Source organism: Streptomyces sp. NPDC026500, assembly GCF_055567635.1.
On the sequence record NZ_JBVHQB010000017.1, the window covers coordinates 84,678 to 103,915 of the forward strand.

Genomic DNA, 19,238 nt, shown 5'->3' on the forward strand with positions numbered 1-19,238 from the left:
ACGTCCGGAAAGCTAGGAGTCCTCTTTGTGGAATTCTTGTGGCAGGACACCGGCCGTCGCGATCATCCAGTTGCGCTGCGCCGGGAGCGTCGCCGCCGTCCCGGCCCAGCCGCCCAGCAGCGGGAGCACGACCTCGATCCGGGTCCCCGCTCCGGCCGGCGGTTCGAGGACGCGGATAAGGCCCCGATGCAGGTCGATCTGCTGCGCGACCAGGGTGAGCCCGAGGCCCGAACCCGGACTGTCCGGGCGTCGCTCGAACCGTTCGAAGACCTCGGCGCGACGCTCGGGCGCGATACCCGGCCCCTGGTCGTCGACGAACAGCACGGCCTGGTCGCCGCTCGCGCGCAGCGTGACGCCGATGCGCGCCGGGCGGCCGTCGGCGCAACCGCCGTGCACCAGCGCGTTGGTGAGGAGATTGTCCAGGACCGTGCGCAGTCCGGGCTCCCAGCCGTACACCCGCAGCCCCGGCGGACAGTCGCCGACGATGTGCGCGAGCGGATGGCGCCGCCGCTGCTCCCGCACGCTCGCCTCGACGACGTCCGCGAGGTCCACCGGACCGAAGGCGTCCGCCTCGACCAGGTCACCGCGACCGAGCTCGCGCAGCATGACCAACAGTCCCAGCAGCCGGGCGTGTTCGCGGCGCAGGTCGTCGAGGACCTCGTCGCGGTCGGAAGCGGGAAGCCCCGGATGGTCGGTGAGGATCTCCAGATTGGTCTGCATGCTCATCAGCGGGGTGCGCAGTTCGTGCGCGGCGGCCGAGGCGAAGGAACGGGCGGTGGCGAGCGCCTCCTCGGTCCTCGCGGCCTGTTCGTCGTAACGGCTCAGCACCGTCTGGAGGGTGTGGGCGAGATCGTCGACCTCGGCGATCCTTGCCGGGGTGTGGTCGAGGCGGGCGGCGCTGGTCCGCGGATCCAGTCCGCTCGCGCTGTTCCGCAGCCGCCTGAGCGGACGACTCGCGCGCCCGGCCACCGCCCCGGCCAGCAGCCCGGACAACGGCGCGGCGAGCAGCGCCACCGACACCACGCGCCTGCGCACCAGCCGCAGTTGGGTGTCCGCGGCGGTGTCGGGCGCGAACAGCCAGAGCGTGCCGCGCACGGCGGGCCGCCCACCGGACACCCGCGTCGACAGAACCCGCCAGGTGTCCCCGTCGGCCCGCAGGGTGACCGGCACCGGCGCGCTCACGGGAAGCGACACCCCTTCCTCCGGCTGCGGGCCGCCCATGAAGGTCCCGCCGGGACCGGTCAGCCGTACGCCAACGTCCAGAGCGGAGGTGAACAGCCTTCGCTCACGGGCCTGTTCCACCGCCGCCGACCGGTCGGCGGCACTCGCGCGCAGGAGTCCGCGGGCGTCCTTCGCCACGGCCGCCGCGCTCTCCCGCAGATGCGCGTCCTGCTGGTCGTGCAGATCCGCCGCGACCAGCCGCAGCAGCAGCCAGCCTGTCGCCAGGACCAATATCGGCACGGTCGCGCCGACGGCGAGCGCGATGCGGGTGGACAGTCTCATCGTCCGGCCTCCGGCCCGTCCTCGCGCAGCACGAAGCCCACTCCTCGTACGGTGTGGATGATCCTGGCGCGGCCCGGTGCCTCCAGCTTGCGCCGCAGATAGCTCACGAACGTGTCCACCGCGTCGGTGCGCACATCGAAGTCGTAGCCCCAGACCCGGTCGAGGAGCTGATCACGGCTGAGCACGATGCCCGCGTTGCGCGCAAGGACGTGAAGCAGCTCGAACTCACGCCGTGTCAGCTCCAGTTGCCGCCCGTCCAGGCTGACCACGCGGGCCGCTGGATCCAGGTACAGCCCGCCCACCCGTACGGTGTCGGTGTCCTTCGGCGGCCGACGCCGCAACAGCGCCTGGAGCCGGAGCACCAACTCCTGCAGGGCGAACGGCTTCACCAGGTAGTCGTCACCACCGGCCTGCAGCCCCGCGATCCGGTCACCGGTCTCGTCGAGCGCGGAGAGCATCAGGACGGGTACGTCGTTGTCCTCCTCGCGCAGCGTCCGGCACACGTCGATGCCGCTGAGGTCGGGCATGGAGATGTCCAGCACGATCGCGTCCGGAGGTGTCCGCCTGGCCACGGCCAGCGCGGGCCGGCCACCGTCGGCGAGATCCACCGTGAAACCGCCCAGCCGCAGACCGCGTTCGAGTGACCGTCGTATCGCCGCGTCGTCGTCCACGACAAGGACCCGGCCCCGATCTCCGCCCATGACCCACACCCCAGCTCGGAGTAACGGGCCGGTCGGCCGGCCCGTTTCGTCGCCCATGGTGCACCAGCCGCTTCGTCGACGGCCGCGCGCGGTCCCCGTCCATCCCGCTGTGGGCAGGCACGAAACGGTAACGAAGGACTTTGTGGCGGGTAAGCGGGCGACTCCGCAGCGTAATGTCCCGCATGTCCTGGGTGCTCGTGGGGGAGCAACCCGGTGTGGGGAGGGGGTGTCATGCCTGCCATGACACGTGTTCGAATCGCCTCCCCGGGCAGTGCGGGACGCAGAGGACGACGCGGACAGCGAGGCCTTGTCAGGAGCCGTCGTACCCACCGGCGGCACCGGCGGCACCGTCGGCCCGGACCCCGGACCCCGGATCGGCCGCGCCGACGCTGGAGGTCCTGCGAGCGGCTCTGCGCATGAGCGGGAGGCTCCGGGCCCGGGGGATCGCCCCGGCCGAAGCCGACGAACTGGCGGCACGGCTCACCGCCCGCCTGGTCACCGAGGACGATCCGGCGGAGACGGCGGCCATCCTCGACGCGCTGGTCGGTGACGAGCCGCCGCCGTCCCTGCGTGAGCCGGGCACCCGGTGCAGGAAACTGCGCCGACTGCGTTCGGCGGCGTCGGGTCTGCTGTCCCGCGGCGGCAGCCCCCGCACGATGAGCCATGGGCCGTCGGCCGGTCCCGAGGAGACGAACCAGGGATGAGTACGGCGTCGACCGCACCGGTTCACCGGTCGTCCCGGGGCGCCGGCCACCGCCGTACGGTGTCATGAGGAGACCGCCGCTCCGTCCCGCCTCCTCGGGGGGACCACCGCCCTGGCTGTGGCCGACCCTGGCGCTCTTCCTCGCCCAGCTCCCCACACTGATCGGACACGCACTCGGAGTGGGCACGGGTCTCGGCCAGTTCGGGGAGGCCGGACGCGGCCGCTTCGTCACGGCGGTGCTCAGCCTGGTCCAGCTCCTGCCCCTGTTCTTCCTGCTCGCCGCGGTCCTCGCGCTCCTCGCCCCACGGGCACGCTGCCATGTCGTCGAGCGCCGCTACGGACTCCTGGCCCCCGACGACCCGCTGATGGCGCCCCCGGCGGCGGCCCCCGGGCATTCCGGCGAGCCCGCCGAACCGCACTTCTCCGCGGCGATGACGGCGTTCGTCGACGAGCACGCACCGGGCACCCGGCTACGCCTGAGCACCCAGGAAGGACTCTCCGCCCGTGTCTATCCGGGCAGTTGGCGCACCACCCGGATCGGTGTCTTCGCTCCGCTCGTCCATCTGTGGCAGACGGATGTCGAGGCGGCCCGCGCGGTGCTCCTGCACGAACTCGGCCATCTCCGTCAGGGCGAGCAGCACGTCACCGGGCTCGGCAGCCCCTTCACCGCCCTGGTCCGCGTCTGGCCGTACGTCCTCGCGGGCTTCGTCGTCCTGCCGGTCACCCTGCTGTTCGCCACGGGCAACGCGACCGCCCGCCTGACGCTCGCCGAGGTCGTACTGGTCCTCTTCAGTGTGCCGAAGGTGCTGCTCCTCGTGGTCGCCGCGCTCTGGTCGGCGGAGCTCGGCGCGGACCGCTTCGCGGCTCGGGCCGCGGGCGCCGACACCGTCGTACGAGCCCTGCGCCGCCTGGAGAAGGGCGATCACGGGGGCCTGGCGCGGCTCTACCACCCGCCCGTCAGGATGCGGATCCGGTGCGTGTCGCGGGTCGATACCACCGGGGTGCAGCTGCTGCTGACGCTGCTGTGGCCGCTCGCGCTGTTCGCCCAGTTGTCGCTGACGACGCTGGGGGCGGTTCCCGCGTACGCGCTGCTGGGCGCGTCGAGCGACCGCGCCGTCAGGCAGGCCCTCGCGCTGGCTCATGAGTCGCTGACGGCGCAGCCCGCCTGGTGGGCGACGCTCGCCGTCGCGCTGGTCTGGCCGCTGGTCACGGGCGTGCGACCGGCACGGCGGGACCCGTCGGCGACGGCCCGGTCCGCGAAGGCGTACGCGGCCGCGGTCCTGTTTCCGGCCGTCCTCCTGCTCGTCGGGCTGCTGCCTCTCGTCTCCCGCCCGCCCGGCGGCGTCCTCGCCGGCGACCCGGCGGGTCCGATCGCCCCGGCCGCACGGTCGCCGAGCGGCGGTGGTGCCGGTACGGGGGCGGGGGCGGGGGCTGGGGGTGGGGGTGGCGCCACGACGACGGCGTGCCCCAGCCGTGCGGCACCGCGCGATCCGGCCCGCCCGCCGGGGCTTTTGACGTTCACGCCCGGAAAGCCGTCGTCGTCCGGCGGCAGCGAACCGGACCGGCCGCCGGGACAACGCACCTTCCGCACCCTCGACGTCACCTCCGTCGCCCTCCTCGCGGGAACCCGTACCCAGGCACAGGAAGTGGGCGATCGCCTGCGCGGCGCCCGCTGGACGCTGCACGACGACGGCACGCTGACGGCCGACCGGGCGGAACTCCCCGTCCTGCGCACCACGTCCGTCGATGCCACCACACGCCTGCTGACCGGGGAGCGCACGGAACGCACCGACGTCAGCGCGACCACGACGTGGATGGAGGCCCGCCTGGTCGCCGGCGCGGGCCGGACGGCCCGGCTGGACCTCATCAGGGCCGCGACCCGGAACATGCGGGTCGTGGTCGACTGCAGGGAGTTCACCTCCACGTCGAGGACCGCCCAGCGCCTGTCGTTGACCCTGGGCGGCTGGGGCCTGTCGTACGGATCAGCGGCCCCCGGTGATCCGTACCTGCCCTGTCACCGTCATGTAACAGCCCTGTACGCAGGTGAACCACGGAAGCCGGTCAGCGATCTGTAGCGACGAGTGCCGGTGAGCGACCGGCGCCTGAACATCTCAATCGGGGGACTTCATGCAGTACGGACGGATGCACTTCGGGTCGCGTGTCCGCGGAGCCGCTCTGGCAATGGCGACCATGTCGGCGGCCACGCTCCTCATGACCGCGTGCCAGCCGGGTGCGGACACCGCAGGCTCCACCTCTTCGCCGTCGGGCAAGACGTCCGAGCAGACGGCCTCGTCCTCCAGCTCACCGACACCCGCCAAGTCGTCAGGTGGGACGGGAACCTCGGCCGAGCCCGCGGGCGACTCCACCCCCAAGGCCCCGGTCACGGCCTCCGCCACCGCGACCCCCGCGACGAAGACCAAGACATGCGCCGGGGAGTCCCTGAAGGCGTTCATGTACCAGGCCGCTGTACGCCCCAAGGGCACCGGAACCGGCGCGGCGATCGTCGAGTTCACCAACATGTCCGGCGCGTCGTGTGCCGTCCAGGGGTATCCGACCGTGGCGGGGGCGGCCAACGGCTCCCCCGAGAAGAACCACCCGCTGGCCGTGACCCCGACGGGCTCCGCGTCCAAGGTGCTGCTCGCACCCGGCGCCAAGGCATGGGTGAAGGTGACGTTCGTCCAGGTCCAGGGCGAGGGTGACGGCTATTGCGTGTCCGGCTCCACGCCGGTCACCTACCCGACCCTGGTGGTGGCTCTCCCCTCCGGCGGAGCGCACCAACTCGCCCTGGAAGACGGCGTGTTGGCCGAGTGCGACAATACGGCGACGGTCACCGCCGTCACCGCGACGAAGCCTTCCTGACCATCACCGGTGTGCTGTCACCGCCGCGAGCCGACGGCGACAGCACACCGGGGGCGGGATCGGAGCCTGCTGATCGGAGCCCACCGCTGCCCGGGAGAGTGGCACAGAGCGGTGTCCGGAGAGGCCGTCCATAGGCTGCCGGAACCGGGCCGGGCTCCTCACGGCTCTGCGCGTGGGGACCGGAGGGATCGACCCGAGCCGGACCTATGGCACGGGCTCCGCCTGGACCTATGGCACAGGCAGGCTCGTACGGGAGGGCATGGGTCCATGGGCCCTGGCGGGCATGGGTCCGGCTTGGACCAGCGGAAACGGCCGGAGACGGTCAGGCCGAGCCCGTCCTCACCGCGGTGACCGCCACCGTCGCATAGGGCATCGTGAAGCGGCCTCCCATCGCGTCGATGGCGGCGCCCACCTCCTCCAGCACGGATGCCAGCGCGTCCGCCGGGAGCCGGGTCAGGGCGCCCTGGGTCGGCATCACGTCGAGCCACGCGTCCCGGGTGTAGGACCACTCCCAGGTGAAAGTCCATTCCTCCGGTTCGTCGAATCCGCCCGTCTCGCGGATCCCGTCGGCTGTCGTGGCGAGCATCGGCCGGTAGACGTCGACGGCCTGTCGCGTCATCGCCTCGAAGTCGATCGGGGAGTCGGGCATCGCCCTCCGGCAGGCCGCGGCGGAGGCTTTCGCCACCTCGGGCGGCAACTGGAACACATGCCAGAACGCGGCGAACCGGCCGTTCGGCCGCAGTACCCGCTTCGTCACGGCGGCTCCCACGACCGGATCGACCCAGTGCCAGGACTGGGCGGCGGCGACGGCGTCGAACCCCCGCCCGGCCGGATCCCAGGCCTCGAACGTCGACACCTCGACCTCGGTGCCGAGCCGCCGTGCGACATCGGCCATCCGCACGTCGGGATCGACCCCGAGAACCGTGCAGCCCGCAGCCTGGAACTGCCGGGCCGCGATCCCGGTGCCACAGCCGACGTCCAGCAGCTCGGGGCCGGGGCTGCCGGAGACGATCCGCTCCACCAGCGCGTCTGGATAGCGTGGTCGTGCCCGGTCGTAGCGCTCGGCGTCGGAGCCGAACGACTCCGCCGCCTGCCGGTACTCATGGGGTTCGCTCGCGGGGGGACGCGATCCCTCCGACGGTACAGTGGGCATGCGCCCACTATGAGTGGGCGCGCGCCCACTCGTCAACGAGTGCGCGCTCTTTGAGTGGCGCAGGCCCACTTGTCGCCGTTGGGCGGGGTCTGCACGGGAAGGCGGATGCACACATGCCGACCGGGGTGGCCCTGCGCGACGCGCGCGAGCAGCTCTTCGCCGCCGCCGAACGCGTTCTGCTGCGGGACGGACCGAACGCGCTGACCAGCCGGGCGGTCACCACGGAGGCGGGTTGCGCCAAGGGCGTCCTGCACCGGCACTTCGCCGACTTCGACGTCTTCCTCGCCGAGCTCGTGGGCGACCGGATCGCCCGGCTCGACGTCCAGGCCACCACCCTGCGCGAGTCCGCCGGGACCGGCACGGTCGCCGACAACCTCACGGCCGCGCTGGCCGACGTGTTCGGACCCCTCGCCCTGGGAATACTCGGCCTCGTCGTCGCCCGGGACGCCCTGCGCGCCCGACTGCGGGCCACCACGCCGACCGGCCTCCCCCTTCTGACCGAGGCCACCGCCATGATCGGCTCCTATCTCCGTGCGGAGCGAGACCTGGGCCGTATCGCCCCGGACGCCGACGTGGACATGCTCGCGCTGACGCTGATCGGGACCGGTCATCTGCTCTTCGCGGGCCGGGAGGGCGCCCCGCCCGATCTGGAAGGCGTCCGCCGGATGGTGAGCTCGGTCGTCGCCGGGGCCGTACGCGAGGTGTAACCACGTCGGGGCCTCTGCGGCAGACCGGGTGCGGCGTGTCGCGGCTGCGTACGGCGTGTCGTGTACCGCGAATCGCCTGCCGCCTGCCGCCTGCCGCCTGCCGCCTGCCGCCTGCCGCCTGCCGCCTGCCCCATGGGCCTAGGCCCAGGCCAGGCCTGCGGCGTGTCGTGTACCGCATGTCGGCTGACGCCTGCGGCGTGTCGTGTGCCGGGTCCGGGGCCCGGGGCCCGGGAATGCGGACGCCGGGTGCGCTGTTGCAGCTCACGTAACTGATTGGCATGCGCGACTCAAGCCTCGCGCGTGGTGGGTGAAGGAGGACCTCATGGCACGCAGCAGCGCGCGCCCCGTCGTCACGCTGAAGTCGACGGCCGGGACCGGCGCCACGTACGTGACGCGCAAGAACCGCGGGAACGACCCCGACCGGCTCGTCCTGCGCAAGTACGACCCGTTCGCGGGAAAGCACGTCGCGTTCCGGGAGGAGCGCTGACCCCACGCCGGGCACTGCCGGCAGACGCACCCGGCGTATCCGCAGACGTACCTGCCGTAACCGAGGAAGGAACCGCATGAGGCCCGACATTCACCCCGAATCGCGTCCGGTCGTCTTCCGGGACCGTGCCGCCGGTGTCGCCTTTCTGACGCGATCCACCGCGCACTCGGCCAGGACGATCGAGTGGGAGGACGGCGCCGTCCATCCCCTCATCGACGTCGAGATCTCGTCGGCGAGCCACCCGTTCTACACCGGGACCACGCGGGTCCTGGACACCGCCGGCCGGGTGGAGCGCTTCGAGCGCCGCTACGGCCGCACGGCGTCGAACCGGCACTGAACGCCGGAGCGCGCCGAGTTCGGCAGGAGGAGAACAGAGCCATGAAGGTACGCAACTCACTGCGCTCGTTGAAGAGCAAGCCCGGGGCCCAGGTGGTCCGTAGGCGCGGCGTGGTCTTCGTCGTGAACAAGAAGAACCCGCGCCTCAAGGCCCGCCAGGGCTGACGACGTATCAGATGAAGGACATTCGGTCCGGCCGACGCGGCGCGCGTCGGCCGGACCGGCCGCGTGTACGGCTTCCCCGCAGCTCGTCCGCGACCGCGGCGGGTGCGGCGTGCGGTCGTGCTGCTCAACACCGACATCAACTACAAGGGCTCGGAGCCCAGCACCCTGCTCGGGGACGCGATCACCAAGATCGTCACGCCACAGCAGGTGTTCAACCTGCCGACGCAGCCCGCGGCTCACTGACGCACCGCTTCGCCGGGAGTTACGATCACGATCGTGACGTGCCCTTCTCCGCGGGCGACCGGATCGGCCGCGGACAGCGGCGCGGTGGATGCGTTGGATCCGATGCGTGACGGTCGCGCCGGGCGAAGTACTCCGAAGGGAGCCGTTCGTGACCACGGCCAGGGACTTGTTCATCATCACGATGGACAAGGAGCCGGAACGTCCTGTGGGGCAGGGCGACCTGTCGCTCGCCCTCGCCGGCGCCGAGGTGATCGATCTCGTCGCCGGGGAGGTCATCACACTGGACGGTGACCGGATGGTGCCGGCGAGGCAGCCGGCGACGGACGACCGCCTTCTGGGTGAGGCGGCGTCCTCGATCGTGCGGCAGGTTCCGTACGAGCGGGTCGAGGACTGGTTGTGGCGCAGAGGCCGCGACCTGTCGGCGGCCTATCAGAGCGACCTCGAACAGGCGGGGCAACTCACCCGGCAACGTCGCGGGCGACTGCCGTTCGGCGGCAACCGCATGGAGTTGGTGGACTCACCCGCCCGCAGCCGGGCGATGCACCGCTGGGCCGCGGACGAGCCCGTCCTAGCCGCCCTCGCGGCGGTCGTCGGGATCCCCGCCGAGCAGACCGAGGACAGCCCGGCCGTCGAGGACGAGGCGGTGACGACGGTCCTGGTCGCCGTGCACGACGCGGTGATGGAACTGGAAGCCGTCCGCCAACGCCGGGCCATCGAGAACGCGGCGTTCGCCAACATCTGGCGGGGCGCCTGACAGAACGCGCGGGGCGCCTGACGGGAACCCGCCCAGGGTGCCCGACGGAAACCCGCGCGGGGCGTCCGACGGAAACCCGAGTGGGGCGCGTCCGACGGAAAGCCGCCAGTGGGGCGTCTCCGGCAGTACGCGCGGCCGGTGCGACGGCACGAGGCGCCGCTCCGATCGTACGAGCGGCACGTCCGAGCGTACGAGCGGCACGTCCGACCGTACGAGGAACGGGCCCGCCGGTACGAGGTCGGCTCCGACGCTACGGGGCCGGGTCGGACGGTACGAAGAGCGGACGCGCGTCGGTGAGGCGCGCGGGTTCGGATCGGCGGGCGCGCCGTGTCCCCCGCGCGGTGGTCACTCGGAAGCCTGGCGGGCCCGCTCCTCGCTCTCGCGTGCTTCCTGGAGACGGGCGTCGACGCGTGGCGCCCGCCGGGACAGCCACGAGTCCGTGACGCGCTGAAGCGTCTTCGTCAGAGGGTGCTTGTCCCCTCCCTGCGCGGAGCCCCGCACGGCGGACGCCGCGTCGCGGTACTCGGCCATGTCGGCGAGCGCCGCGTGGGCGAGTTCGGTCGCCTCGCGGTACAGGTCGCGCGACTTGGTCATGGCGTCGAGGGCTTCGGAGTACGAGGCCACCAGGGCGCGCGCGTGGGCGAGTTCCTCTTCGAGGGTCAGCAGATGCCAGTCCTCGCGGAGCGCGGTGAGGACCGCCGCGGCGTCGTCGGGCAGCGGCCAGGGCAGTGCCGCGAACTGTACGACCCTGTCGAGGAGTTCCGTCGGTTCGGAGCCGTCGAGGAAGACACTGCGCACCCGGAAGGCCTGCTCGTCGAACCCGATCCGGGCGGGTGTGCCGGACAGGATGACGGCCCCGCCACGCGGCACGGACGTCCCGAGGTCGCCGAGTGCCCAGTTGACCGCGTGGAACTGCTCGGGCGTGGCGCGGTGTTCCACGACACGATGCCGCAGTGCGGGCGGCAGCAGCCGGGCCAGCGGGAGGCGGCCGTCGGCGTCGGGCGTCATGGCCTCGTGCACGACGACGTTGATGCTCCAGCTGTGCCGGGCGGTGTCCTTGAGCAGCCGGCGCAGTGCCGCGTCGTCCTTCGGCAGCAGGTTGATGTCCTGAAGCCGCAGCCCGGCCGCGGCGTCACGGTCCCAGGAGAGGCCGCTGCGCTCGGGCCAGAGCAGTGCGGCAGGGGAGGGCCACGCGGGATCCCACGGCCGTTCCGCCTCGGCCGCCAGCGTCCAGCGCCGGTCGCCGTCCACATGCTCACGTCCGTCGGTGGCGAGGCGCGCCCGCACCGTGACGTCGCCAGCGACGAACCAGCGCACCTCGAAGACGTGGCCGTCCGGCGTCGTGGCGTTCTCGGTCTCCAGGAAGTCCTGGATCTTTTCGCTGTTCTTCAGTTCGCGCAGATGCTCCCGGAGAGCCGTCTGCGGGGCGGGGCCGGTATGGCGCCCGGCGGCCAGCCAGACAGTTTCCGGGGCGGTGGGACGGTCTGTGGAGGACTTCGACATGAGTCACTTTGCTGGTGGGGTGCGGTGTGCCTTCCCAGTATGGTCGCCTTTGGCCAAGAGTCGGGAGCCGAGGCCCCTCGGGATCACGGACCTCCGCCATCGAGTGACTATGTGCATTTCGTTGACGATTGGTCGTATTGGGGTCATCGCGAAGAATGTGAGCGGCCGCCGATCGCCGGGACGGTTCGCCGGGATGGTCCGGGCGGCCGGGTTCCCGACGTGCGCGTGGCCGCCGGCGACGGCGAGGGCCCGGCCCGGTGAAGGGCGCGGACCCGCGAGGACGCGGAGCTGGTTGACACTCCTTCAAATACCGTTGCTGGAAACGGTGTTGACTGTTTCACTCAGGAACTGAAAGGGCGCACACATTCCGTTCCGCGGTGTAGCTTCTACGCGTCAGTAGGGGCTTGAGCAAGGGTGGATGTGTGGCTGCCTCTCCGCAAACCGAAAAGTTCGCCGCCTGTCTTCGGATGCTGAAGGACCGCAGTGGCCGGGGCTATGACCGCCTCGGCAAGGAGGCGGGCGTCAGTGGCTCCAGTCTGCATCGGTACTGCTCCGGCCTCAGCGTCCCGACCGACTACCGGGTGGTGCACTCGTTCGCCAAGGTGTGCGGCGCCAGTACCGAGGAGCTCCGTGAACTCCACCGGCTGTGGGCGATGGCGGACACCGACCGTGACGTACCGGCCGTGACCGAGGAGGATGTCCCGGAACCGAAACCGGACGGTCCTGCCGAGCCCGTGCAGGCGAGCCCCGGACCGGACCACGCCGTCCCGCCGGAGATCACCCCCGACGAGGCCGAGAAGCCGCGGCGGTCCCGGGTGCCCCAGAAGCTGTCCTCCCGTCTCGCGATGCTGGCCGCCGTGGTCGTGGTCGTGCTGGTGGCCGGTTTCGTGTGGATGCCCGCCGACGCCTCGCCGCCGGCCGACGGCAGGCTGCTGTACTCAGACGCGTGCAAATCGGTGAGCATGGGACAGCACGACGAGTGCGTGCGTGAGGTCCAGAGACTGCTGGTGCGGGCCAAGGGCAGGCTCGCCGTCGACGGGGACTTCGGGCCGGAGACCCTGCGCAGACTGACCGCGTTCCAGGTGCTGGCGGGTATGCCGGCCGACAACGTGGTCGACGAGCCCACCAAGAAAGCGCTCTACGCGCAGAAGGTGAGCATGGCGACCTGGTCACCGGACAAGGTGGCGAAGCGGATCCGTGAGGTGTTCGTCGAGGACCCCCGCACCGCCGTGGCCGTCGCCCACTGCGCCTCGTTCCTCGACCCGCTGTGGACGCTGCCCAACACCAACGGCAGCCGCAACTGGGGCGTGTTCCAGATCTCCGACGCCCGCCTGCGGGAGCTCGACGGCACACCGCTGCGGGCGTTCGACCCGGAGTGGAACATCCAGGCGGCCCACCGGCTGTGGAACGTCCGGCACGACTTCCACGACTGGCCCTCCTGCGAGGCGGCGCTGAAGGACGAGCCGAAGAGCTGAAGCCCGGAAGTCCCGGGTACCGCCGCCGCGGTACCCGGGACTTCCGGCTCCGGATCAGCCGGGGCCGTGTCAGACCGTGCCGTCCTCCCACCACCAGTCGCGGCCGAGGTCAGCCCTGCTGTCGACGTGCTGGTGGTCGACGGTGTACGTCTCCAGCCCGGAGAACCCGCAGGTCTCCGCCTTCTGGTAGACGGTCTTGGTGGCCACGCCGGCCACGTCGAGGTCGGCCGCGGTGCCGTACAGGTGCATGCTGTCGCTGGCCCCGCCGATGTCGGCGTTGTGCGCGATGCTGCGGAAGCCGGAGTTGACCGTGATCGGCTTGTCGCCCAGCTTCTTGCGCAGCGCCTCCAGCTTGTACATGCAACGGCGGGCGTTCTCCTTCACCTGCGCCGCGCTCAGCTTGCCGCCGTTGAAATTGCCGGTCGACTGGTCCACGAACTCGCTCCAGTTGAAGTGGGCCGTGGAGCCGTCCGACTGCTCCAGCGCGTTGAGCTTCGCCTGGGTGTTGGGTCCGACGCTGGCGTCGGCGGTGAGGCCGTACGCCGCCTGGAACCGCTTCACGGCCGCGGCCGTGCCGGGGCCGAAGTCCCCGTCGATGCCGACCCGGCTGTGGCCGGCGCTGTCGGCCGCCCAGCCCGCGACCCTGATCTGCAGCTCGGTCACGTCGGCGCCGGTGTCGCCCTGGTTCAGCGTGCGCGACCACGAATAGGCCTGCGCGACACCCGAGGACAGCAGCTGACCGAACGCGACGCCTGCGCCGACGGCCAGCGTGCCGCGCAGCATCGTGCGGCGGTCGACGGAGCGGCTGCCGACGGAGCGGCTGCCGACGGAGCGGCCCTCGGCGGGGCGGAAGAAGGAAGTCATCGTCGTCCTTTCGGAACGGTGGTGCGAAATCACGTGGGAAGGGGGTCAGTAGGCGAGCTGGAACGTCACGTTCTGCGCGTCGGTGTCATAGGCGTGGATGCGCAGGACGAAGTGAGTGCCGTCCTTGACGTCGGTGGCGACAGTCCCCCACTCGGTGCCGTGCGTGGTGTAGGCGTCGTCGTTGTTGCACTTGGTGGTGTGGTCGACGAACACCACGCAGGCGTCCAGGAACGCCCCGTCCGGCGTGGTCGCGCTGAGTCGAATGTTGATGTCACCGCACCGCGAGGACGTGGTGTAGGTGCCGTACTCCTTGGCGGCTGTCTGGTAGTGGTACGTCAGGGTCTTGGCGCCGCCGTAGCAGCTGACCGCGGCGGCGGAGGGCTGTGCGGAGGCGGGCGCGACGCCCGCTCCCAGCAGCGCGGCCGCGGTGAACAGAACCGAGGCGAACGCCCTGCTCCTGATCATGGTGGTCTCCGTTCGGGTGAGGGGGGTCAGAAGGCGATCTGTATGGTGGCCGAACTGCCTTCCAGATCAACGCCGTTGGGCACCGTGAACCGGGTGCCGTCCAGGACGTCGGTGGCGATGGTCGTCCAGCTCCAGCCGACTTCGGTCCAGCGGTTGCAGACGCCGGTCTTCTCGAACTTCACGCAGGCGACGACGTGGTCCGCGTCGCCGCCGGTGACGCGCATGTTGATGTCGGTACAGCGGCTCGTGGTCCGGTACGGGCCGAAGTCGCGCACGTCCCCGTAGTGCACGGTGACTGCCCCGCCGTAACAGCTCGTGGCGGCGGTGGTGGCCGAGGCGGGCGCCGGAACGGTGAAGCCCAGGGCGACGAGCAGGGAGACGAGGGACGCGCGTGCGAACCGGTCGGTCATCGGGATCCTCCTCGGTACGGCCCGGATCACCGGTTGGCCAGCCGGTCCAGATCGGCCTGGGTGCCGTTGAACACGTCCCCGGTCGCCGGCGCCCGGACGCCCGGGAAGATCGCGGCGTCGGTGTACTGCCACATCGCCCAGGTCGTCGAGCCGTTCGGCAGCGGCGGCTGGGTGATCGACTGGCGGTAGTCCGCGAGTTGCAGCGGATACCGGGCGAAGGCGGTGGTCGAACCCAGGCAGTCGTCCAGGAAGGACTTCTGCGTGTAGATCATCGGAACGCGGCCGAAGGCGCTCTCCACCCGGTCGAGCCAGGCCTTGGCGTCGGCCACCGTGCCGTAGGTGGGACAGCGTCCGCTGCCGTCGTCCATGCGCTCCAGGTCGAAGATCGGCGGCAGGTCGCCCGCACGCTGCCCGGTGTAGCCGGTCGCCCGCACGGCGGCGATGAACCGGTCGGCCTGCGCGGCCCCCGTGTCGGCCGCCGTACCCGTGTAGAAGTGGTACGGCGCGACGGCCAGCCCCGCCGCCCTGGCCGCCTCGAGGTCGGTGGCGAGGTATTCGTCGGTGACGTTCAGGCCCCGGGTGGCCTTGACCGTCGCGAACTCGGCACCCGAGGCCCGTACGGCCTTCCAGTCGATCGGGGCGCCGCCGGGGTGCTGGTACTTGGCCGTGTCCAGGCCGTCGATCGGGTGGCCGGCGGGGTGGGGTGGCGCGCAGTACGTGTTACGGCTGGACCAGTCCACCAGCTTCGCCCAGGTGTTCGGGCCCACGGTGCCGTCGGCGCTGAGGTTGGCACAGTGCTGGAGCTCGATGACCCGGTCCTCGGTCCCGCCCCCGAAGTCGCCGTCGATCGTCAGCGGCGGATAGTGGAAGGGCTCCATGGCCAGGTTCAGACGGCACTGCACCTCCTTGACCTCATCGCTCTTCGCCCCCTTCTTCAGAGTCGGGCGCGTGTCGGTGTGGCCGCAGACGGCCGCCTGCGCCGTGCTCGACGTGCCCTGGTTCGCGCAGGTGTGCGGCTGTGCGGCCCAGGAGTTCAGCGCCGTCCAGGTCTGCGGGCCGAGCACACCGTCCACGCCCAGCCCGGCGCACCGCTGGAACTCCTTGACCCGCGCCTCCGTCCCCGATCCGAACGAGCCGTCCGCCGCGATCGGCGTGTACCGGCTCGGCTTCGTCGCCAGATCGAGTTCGCACTGCGCCTCGACCGTCGCGTCCCCCGTCGATCCCTGCTGCAGCGTGGGCTGTGCGCTCGTGTGCCCGCAGACCGCGACCGCGGTGACCGCGGACTCCGCCGCCTGCACCGCCGCAGGCCCGTACAGGGGCAGGACCGCTGCCACGGCGAGGGTCAGACCCCGCAGAAGCGTCCTTCGTCCCATCTGGTGTTCCCCCTCTGATGAGTGGCCGGGACCCCCCGGCCGCTGGTCATCCTGGCAGCGGTCGTCACGCGGTGGATCCGCTTGCTCCGGATCGGGACGCTGGGACAGTCGCGCGCCTGTGACCTGCGGGGACGCGGCACCGCTGGGATGCATGTGGGATACGGACGGCGGAGCTGAAGCTCGACGAGGGCGCCGCCGGGCGCACGCTTGTACGGGGCGGGACATGGAGCGGTGCGCGCCGTCGGTACGGGAGCAGCCCCCGTACCGACGACGGCCCAGCCAGTGGGTGCCGGTTCAACGGGGGCGGGCCACACGAAGAGCGCGGCGTCGGTTCGCCGTACGACGTCCGCGTCACGTCCCGCGGGGCGGACCGCGCCCGCTGCGGGGCGCGGCGCCCCGCCGCTCCTGGCGGGAGCGGCGGGGCCGGGGTCGGGCGGTGGGGTCAGCGCGGTGCGCCGACCTCGGTCGCCTACAGGGTGCGTGGCTGTATGTGGACGTGGGCCACCGCCGACAGATCGCGAGCAGTGGCAGGCCCCATCAGGCGGGGCAGCCGGAGTCGGCGATCACGTAGTAACCGGTGGCGGTCTCCTCGAGGGTGTGGGTGGCGAAGGTGTTGTACAGGCCCATGTTCTGGTTGGAGCCGTTCGCGTAGGTGTAGCCGCCGCTCTGGTGGGCGCGGCCCGCGGCGACCTGGTTGTAGTTGTTCGCGGTGAAGCACTGCGGCTGGAAGCCGGTGGTGGTCGCCGTCACGGCCGCGCCGGCGGCGCCGGCCCTGCCCGCCGAGTCGACGGCGGCGACGGTGTAGCTGTAACCGGTGCCGGAGGCCAGTCCGGTGTCCGTGTACGAAGTGGAGTTCGTCGAGCCCGTCTTCGCACCGCCTCGGTAGATGTTGTACGAAGCGGCGCCGCTGACGGCGTTCCAGGAAAGGGAGGCGCTGGTGTCCGTGGTGCCCGTCACCGTCAGCCCGGTGGGCGCGGGCAGGGAACCGGTGCCGCCGCCGGAGGTGCCGTCCAGGCCCCAGAACTTCGCCGTGTAGTAGCTGGAGCAGATGTAGTTGAGGTAGTACGTGCCGGTCGTGCCGCACTGGTCGGCCCCGGAGCCGGGGTTCACGGCGAGGCCATGGGCCATGCCGGAGATGGTGAAGGTCTCGACGGCGGGATCACCGCCCGCATCGTTGTAGATGGCTTGGGTGGTGCCGCCCGTGAGCGTGGCGGTCGATGAAGGGGTCTGGCCGATGCCCCAGACGTTCGTCCACTGGTCTCGGGACTCGGTGGCGTTGGCGGGGTTGACGGTCGAGTCGCCGGAACCCTGCCAGACGGCCACGCGCGGCCAGGGTCCGTTCCAGCCGCCCGATGCGCTGCGGACCAGGTTGCCCCACTGCTGCGGGGTCTTGCTCACCGGGTTGTACTCGCACGTGAGGCCGGTGCTGAGATCGGTGGCGCAGCCCGCCGGGATGCCGGAGTCGATGGAGCCGCCCGCGAAGACATCGGGGTAGTCGGCGAGCATCACGGAGGTCATGGCCCCGCCTGCCGACAGCCCCGTCACGTAGACGCGGCTGGGGTCGCTGCCGTACTGCGTCTTCGCGTAGTCGACCATCTGCTTGATGGACAGTGCTTCGCCCTGGCCCCGGGTGTAGTCCCCGGACTGGTACCAGTTGAAGCACGAGTTGGCGTTGTTGGCGCTTGAGGTCTGCGGGAAGACCAGCGCGAACCCGTACAGGTCGGCGTACTTGGGCCAGCCGGAGTGGCTGTAGTAGTCGCTCGCGCTCTGGGTGCAGCCGTGCAGGGCCACGACCACAGGGGCGCCGGAGGGAAGGTTGTCGGGGACGTACGTGTACATCGACAGGCTGCCGGGGTTGGAGCCGAAGCCGGTCACCTGGGTGAGCGAGGCGGCCGACGCGCTCTGCGGCACGGTGAACAGGGCGAGCAACAGGGCCAGTAGCGCGGCCCAGCAGGCCTTACGGGTGCGGTCACGAACCGACATGTAGTCCTCCCGTGGTGTGGGGTGGGTGGGCGGACCGCCGCGCCGGTGTCCCTCCGGAGCGGGCGGTCCGCTGCACCGTAGAACCGCAGCGGACGCCCGACAGCGGAAGCGGACCACACTTCTCGATCGCCTTGGGTGTCGGCAGACTCCACTGCCTACGAGGTCGACCTCAGCGCAGCACGCACGAGTTGACCAGGTCTCCTGAGGTGGGCCTGGGCACCGTGCCGCTCGCCGGCGGGGCGGCCCGGTGCTCGACCCAGTCGGTCAGAGCGTGGAACGCCGAGCGATAGCAGGGCAGGATCGGCCGGAGCTGGTCCGGATAGGTGTCGTACAGGCCGTCGACATGGGTGCCGCCCGCGATCGTGTAGTAGCGGTGCGAACCGCCGCGGTGGCTGTCGGAGATCATGCGTGCGTACACGTCCGAGTCGGTGGCGATCGGCAGCAGTGCGTCCAGCGAGCCGTGCAGTGTGATCATGGGTTTGCCGATCCTGCCGGTGAGCGAGATCCGCTCGACCGCCCGGTGCACGGAGCCCGGCCGCGCCGCGTAGTCGTACGAAGCATCCGACGCGCAGGGCGCGAGAATCTCCGGAAGCGTCGAACCGGCGGACTCACCGGGACACTTGGGGTCGTACGAGGGGTCGACCTCGGAGCGGTACACCTTCTGCGTCAGGCCCCAATAGGCAGCCTCGTGGTACGGCCACAGGAACTCGGTGCCGGGAGCGAATCCGGCGGCGAGCATGTCGTCGTGGGTGGCCCGGCCCGCCTGGTAGGCGACCGCGGTCGGCAGATAGGTGAACAGGTTCGGCCCGTCCTCGGTCCACAGCGCGCCCTCCCAGTCCACTCCGCCGTCGTACAGCTCGGGGTGGTTCTCGAGCTGCCAGCGGGTCAGATAGCCGCCGTTGGAGATGCCGGTCATGTAGGTGCGGCGTGGGGTGTGCCCGTACGCCTGCCGGACGACGGTCCTCGCGGCGCGGGTCAGCTCGGTGGTCCGCCGGTTCCATTCGGCGATCGCGTCGCCGGGCCGCTTGCCGTCGGTGTAGAAGTCGGGGCCGCTGTTGCCCTTGTCGATGGAGGCGAAGGCGTAGCCCTGGGCGATGACCCAGTCGGAGATCAGGGGGTCCAGCGAGTACTGCTTGCGCGTCCCGGGCGCGCCGGTCACCACGAGTCCGCCGTTCCAGTGCTCGGGCAGCCGGATGACGAACTGGGAGTCGTGGTTCCAGCCGTGGGTCTTGTTGAGGTGCGAGGAGTCGGGGAAGTAGCCGTCGACCTGGACGCCGGGGACGCCGGTCGGGTTCTTGGTCCCCTTGGCGGTGAGCGAGGCCCAGTCCGCGGCGTCGGTGTAGGGGGTGCCGGCGGTCGCGGCCGTGGTCATGTCGGGCAGACAGGCCGTGGTCTGGAATGCCGCTCCGGGTACCGCGACCCGGCCCTGGCCGGCGCAGTCGGGTGCCGATCGAGCCGTGGCGCTCGCCGACACTCCAGCCGTCGACAGAAGTACGGCGGACAACAAGCTGACCGTGTGTCTCAGATGCATGGTTCGCCCTCCGGGCGGTGAAA

The 19,238-nt window shown here is 71.2% G+C and carries 20 protein-coding genes; 10 read left to right on the forward strand and 10 right to left on the reverse strand.

The window, feature by feature from the left end:
- Nucleotides 1-12: 12 nt before the first annotated feature.
- Together ACZ4N5_RS28260 and ACZ4N5_RS28265 are read right to left on the reverse strand one after the other, a co-directional pair.
- Nucleotides 13-1,503, reverse strand: coding sequence for a sensor histidine kinase (locus ACZ4N5_RS28260; protein ID WP_467759850.1), 1,491 nt, complete (start codon nt 1,501-1,503; stop codon nt 13-15).
- Nucleotides 1,500-2,204 carry a response regulator transcription factor gene (locus tag ACZ4N5_RS28265; protein WP_467759851.1) on the reverse strand — a complete coding sequence of 235 codons (705 nt, stop codon included), beginning with the start codon at nt 2,202-2,204 and terminating at the stop codon, nt 1,500-1,502. Before ACZ4N5_RS28265 ends, ACZ4N5_RS28260 begins: the two co-directional genes overlap by 4 nt.
- Nucleotides 2,205-2,620: 416 nt before the next feature.
- Between ACZ4N5_RS28265 and ACZ4N5_RS28270 the strand changes: the two genes are divergently transcribed.
- From ACZ4N5_RS28270 to ACZ4N5_RS28280, 3 genes are all read left to right on the forward strand, one after another.
- On the forward strand, nt 2,621-2,908 hold the full coding sequence (locus ACZ4N5_RS28270; RefSeq protein WP_467759852.1) for a hypothetical protein: 288 nt from the start codon (nt 2,621-2,623) through the stop codon (nt 2,906-2,908).
- Nucleotides 2,909-2,972: 64 nt separating this feature from the next.
- Nucleotides 2,973-4,982 carry a M48 family metalloprotease gene (locus ACZ4N5_RS28275; RefSeq protein ID WP_467759853.1) on the forward strand — a complete coding sequence of 670 codons (2,010 nt, stop codon included), beginning with the start codon at nt 2,973-2,975 and terminating at the stop codon, nt 4,980-4,982.
- A gap of 106 nt (nt 4,983-5,088) precedes the next feature.
- Nucleotides 5,089-5,766, forward strand: a complete 678-nt coding sequence (locus ACZ4N5_RS28280; RefSeq protein ID WP_467759854.1) for a DUF4232 domain-containing protein — start codon at nt 5,089-5,091, stop codon at nt 5,764-5,766.
- A 322-nt stretch (nt 5,767-6,088) separates the two neighbouring features.
- On the opposite strand, the gene ACZ4N5_RS28285 is transcribed toward ACZ4N5_RS28280, so the two are convergent.
- On the reverse strand, nt 6,089-6,919 hold the full coding sequence (locus ACZ4N5_RS28285; RefSeq protein WP_467759855.1) for a class I SAM-dependent methyltransferase: 831 nt from the start codon (nt 6,917-6,919) through the stop codon (nt 6,089-6,091).
- Nucleotides 6,920-7,032: 113 nt separating this feature from the next.
- On the opposite strand from ACZ4N5_RS28285, the gene ACZ4N5_RS28290 reads away from it, so the two are divergent.
- The 6 genes from ACZ4N5_RS28290 (at nt 7,033) to ACZ4N5_RS28315 (ending at nt 9,611) form a co-directional block, all read left to right on the forward strand.
- Nucleotides 7,033-7,626, forward strand: a complete 594-nt coding sequence (locus tag ACZ4N5_RS28290) for a TetR/AcrR family transcriptional regulator (protein ID WP_467759856.1) — start codon at nt 7,033-7,035, stop codon at nt 7,624-7,626.
- 322 nt (nt 7,627-7,948) lie between these two features.
- Nucleotides 7,949-8,113, forward strand: coding sequence for a 50S ribosomal protein L33 (rpmG, locus tag ACZ4N5_RS28295; protein ID WP_467759857.1), 165 nt, complete (start codon nt 7,949-7,951; stop codon nt 8,111-8,113).
- Between the two features lie 76 nt (nt 8,114-8,189).
- Nucleotides 8,190-8,450 (forward strand): type B 50S ribosomal protein L31, encoded by a 261-nt coding sequence (locus tag ACZ4N5_RS28300; RefSeq protein WP_467759858.1) that lies wholly within the window; start codon nt 8,190-8,192, stop codon nt 8,448-8,450.
- Between the two features lie 41 nt (nt 8,451-8,491).
- Nucleotides 8,492-8,614 (forward strand): type B 50S ribosomal protein L36, encoded by a 123-nt coding sequence (gene ykgO / locus ACZ4N5_RS28305; protein WP_081220789.1) that lies wholly within the window; start codon nt 8,492-8,494, stop codon nt 8,612-8,614.
- 117 nt (nt 8,615-8,731) lie between these two features.
- A complete protein-coding gene (locus ACZ4N5_RS28310) occupies nt 8,732-8,857 on the forward strand; it encodes a hypothetical protein (RefSeq protein WP_467759859.1) in 126 nt (41 codons plus the stop codon).
- A gap of 148 nt (nt 8,858-9,005) precedes the next feature.
- Nucleotides 9,006-9,611, forward strand: coding sequence for a GOLPH3/VPS74 family protein (locus ACZ4N5_RS28315; protein ID WP_467759860.1), 606 nt, complete (start codon nt 9,006-9,008; stop codon nt 9,609-9,611).
- 345 nt (nt 9,612-9,956) lie between these two features.
- Here the strand turns inward: ACZ4N5_RS28315 and ACZ4N5_RS28320 are convergent, their stop codons facing one another.
- The gene (locus tag ACZ4N5_RS28320) at nt 9,957-11,114 is read right to left on the reverse strand and encodes a hypothetical protein (protein WP_467759861.1); all 1,158 of its coding nucleotides are present in this window, start codon (nt 11,112-11,114) and stop codon (nt 9,957-9,959) included.
- A 422-nt stretch (nt 11,115-11,536) separates the two neighbouring features.
- Between ACZ4N5_RS28320 and ACZ4N5_RS28325 the strand changes: the two genes are divergently transcribed.
- A complete protein-coding gene (locus tag ACZ4N5_RS28325) occupies nt 11,537-12,589 on the forward strand; it encodes a helix-turn-helix domain-containing protein (RefSeq protein WP_467759862.1) in 1,053 nt (350 codons plus the stop codon).
- 69 nt (nt 12,590-12,658) lie between these two features.
- On the opposite strand, the gene ACZ4N5_RS28330 is transcribed toward ACZ4N5_RS28325, so the two are convergent.
- From ACZ4N5_RS28330 to ACZ4N5_RS28355, 6 genes are all read right to left on the reverse strand, one after another.
- Complete coding sequence (locus tag ACZ4N5_RS28330; RefSeq protein WP_467759863.1) at nt 12,659-13,453, reverse strand: D-Ala-D-Ala carboxypeptidase family metallohydrolase; 795 nt, start codon at nt 13,451-13,453, stop codon at nt 12,659-12,661.
- Nucleotides 13,454-13,498: 45 nt separating this feature from the next.
- Nucleotides 13,499-13,918: a hypothetical protein gene (locus ACZ4N5_RS28335; protein ID WP_467759864.1), complete on the reverse strand. Its 420-nt coding sequence runs from the start codon at nt 13,916-13,918 to the stop codon at nt 13,499-13,501.
- Between the two features lie 26 nt (nt 13,919-13,944).
- Entirely contained in the window at nt 13,945-14,328 is a 384-nt protein-coding gene (locus tag ACZ4N5_RS28340; protein WP_467759865.1) for a hypothetical protein, read from the reverse strand.
- A gap of 26 nt (nt 14,329-14,354) precedes the next feature.
- The gene (locus tag ACZ4N5_RS28345) at nt 14,355-15,701 is read right to left on the reverse strand and encodes a GH25 family lysozyme (protein ID WP_467759866.1); all 1,347 of its coding nucleotides are present in this window, start codon (nt 15,699-15,701) and stop codon (nt 14,355-14,357) included.
- Between the two features lie 537 nt (nt 15,702-16,238).
- Nucleotides 16,239-17,684, reverse strand: coding sequence for an extracellular catalytic domain type 1 short-chain-length polyhydroxyalkanoate depolymerase (locus ACZ4N5_RS28350; protein WP_467759867.1), 1,446 nt, complete (start codon nt 17,682-17,684; stop codon nt 16,239-16,241).
- A gap of 169 nt (nt 17,685-17,853) precedes the next feature.
- Complete coding sequence (locus ACZ4N5_RS28355) at nt 17,854-19,215, reverse strand: tannase/feruloyl esterase family alpha/beta hydrolase (RefSeq protein ID WP_467759868.1); 1,362 nt, start codon at nt 19,213-19,215, stop codon at nt 17,854-17,856.
- Nucleotides 19,216-19,238 lie beyond the last annotated feature (23 nt).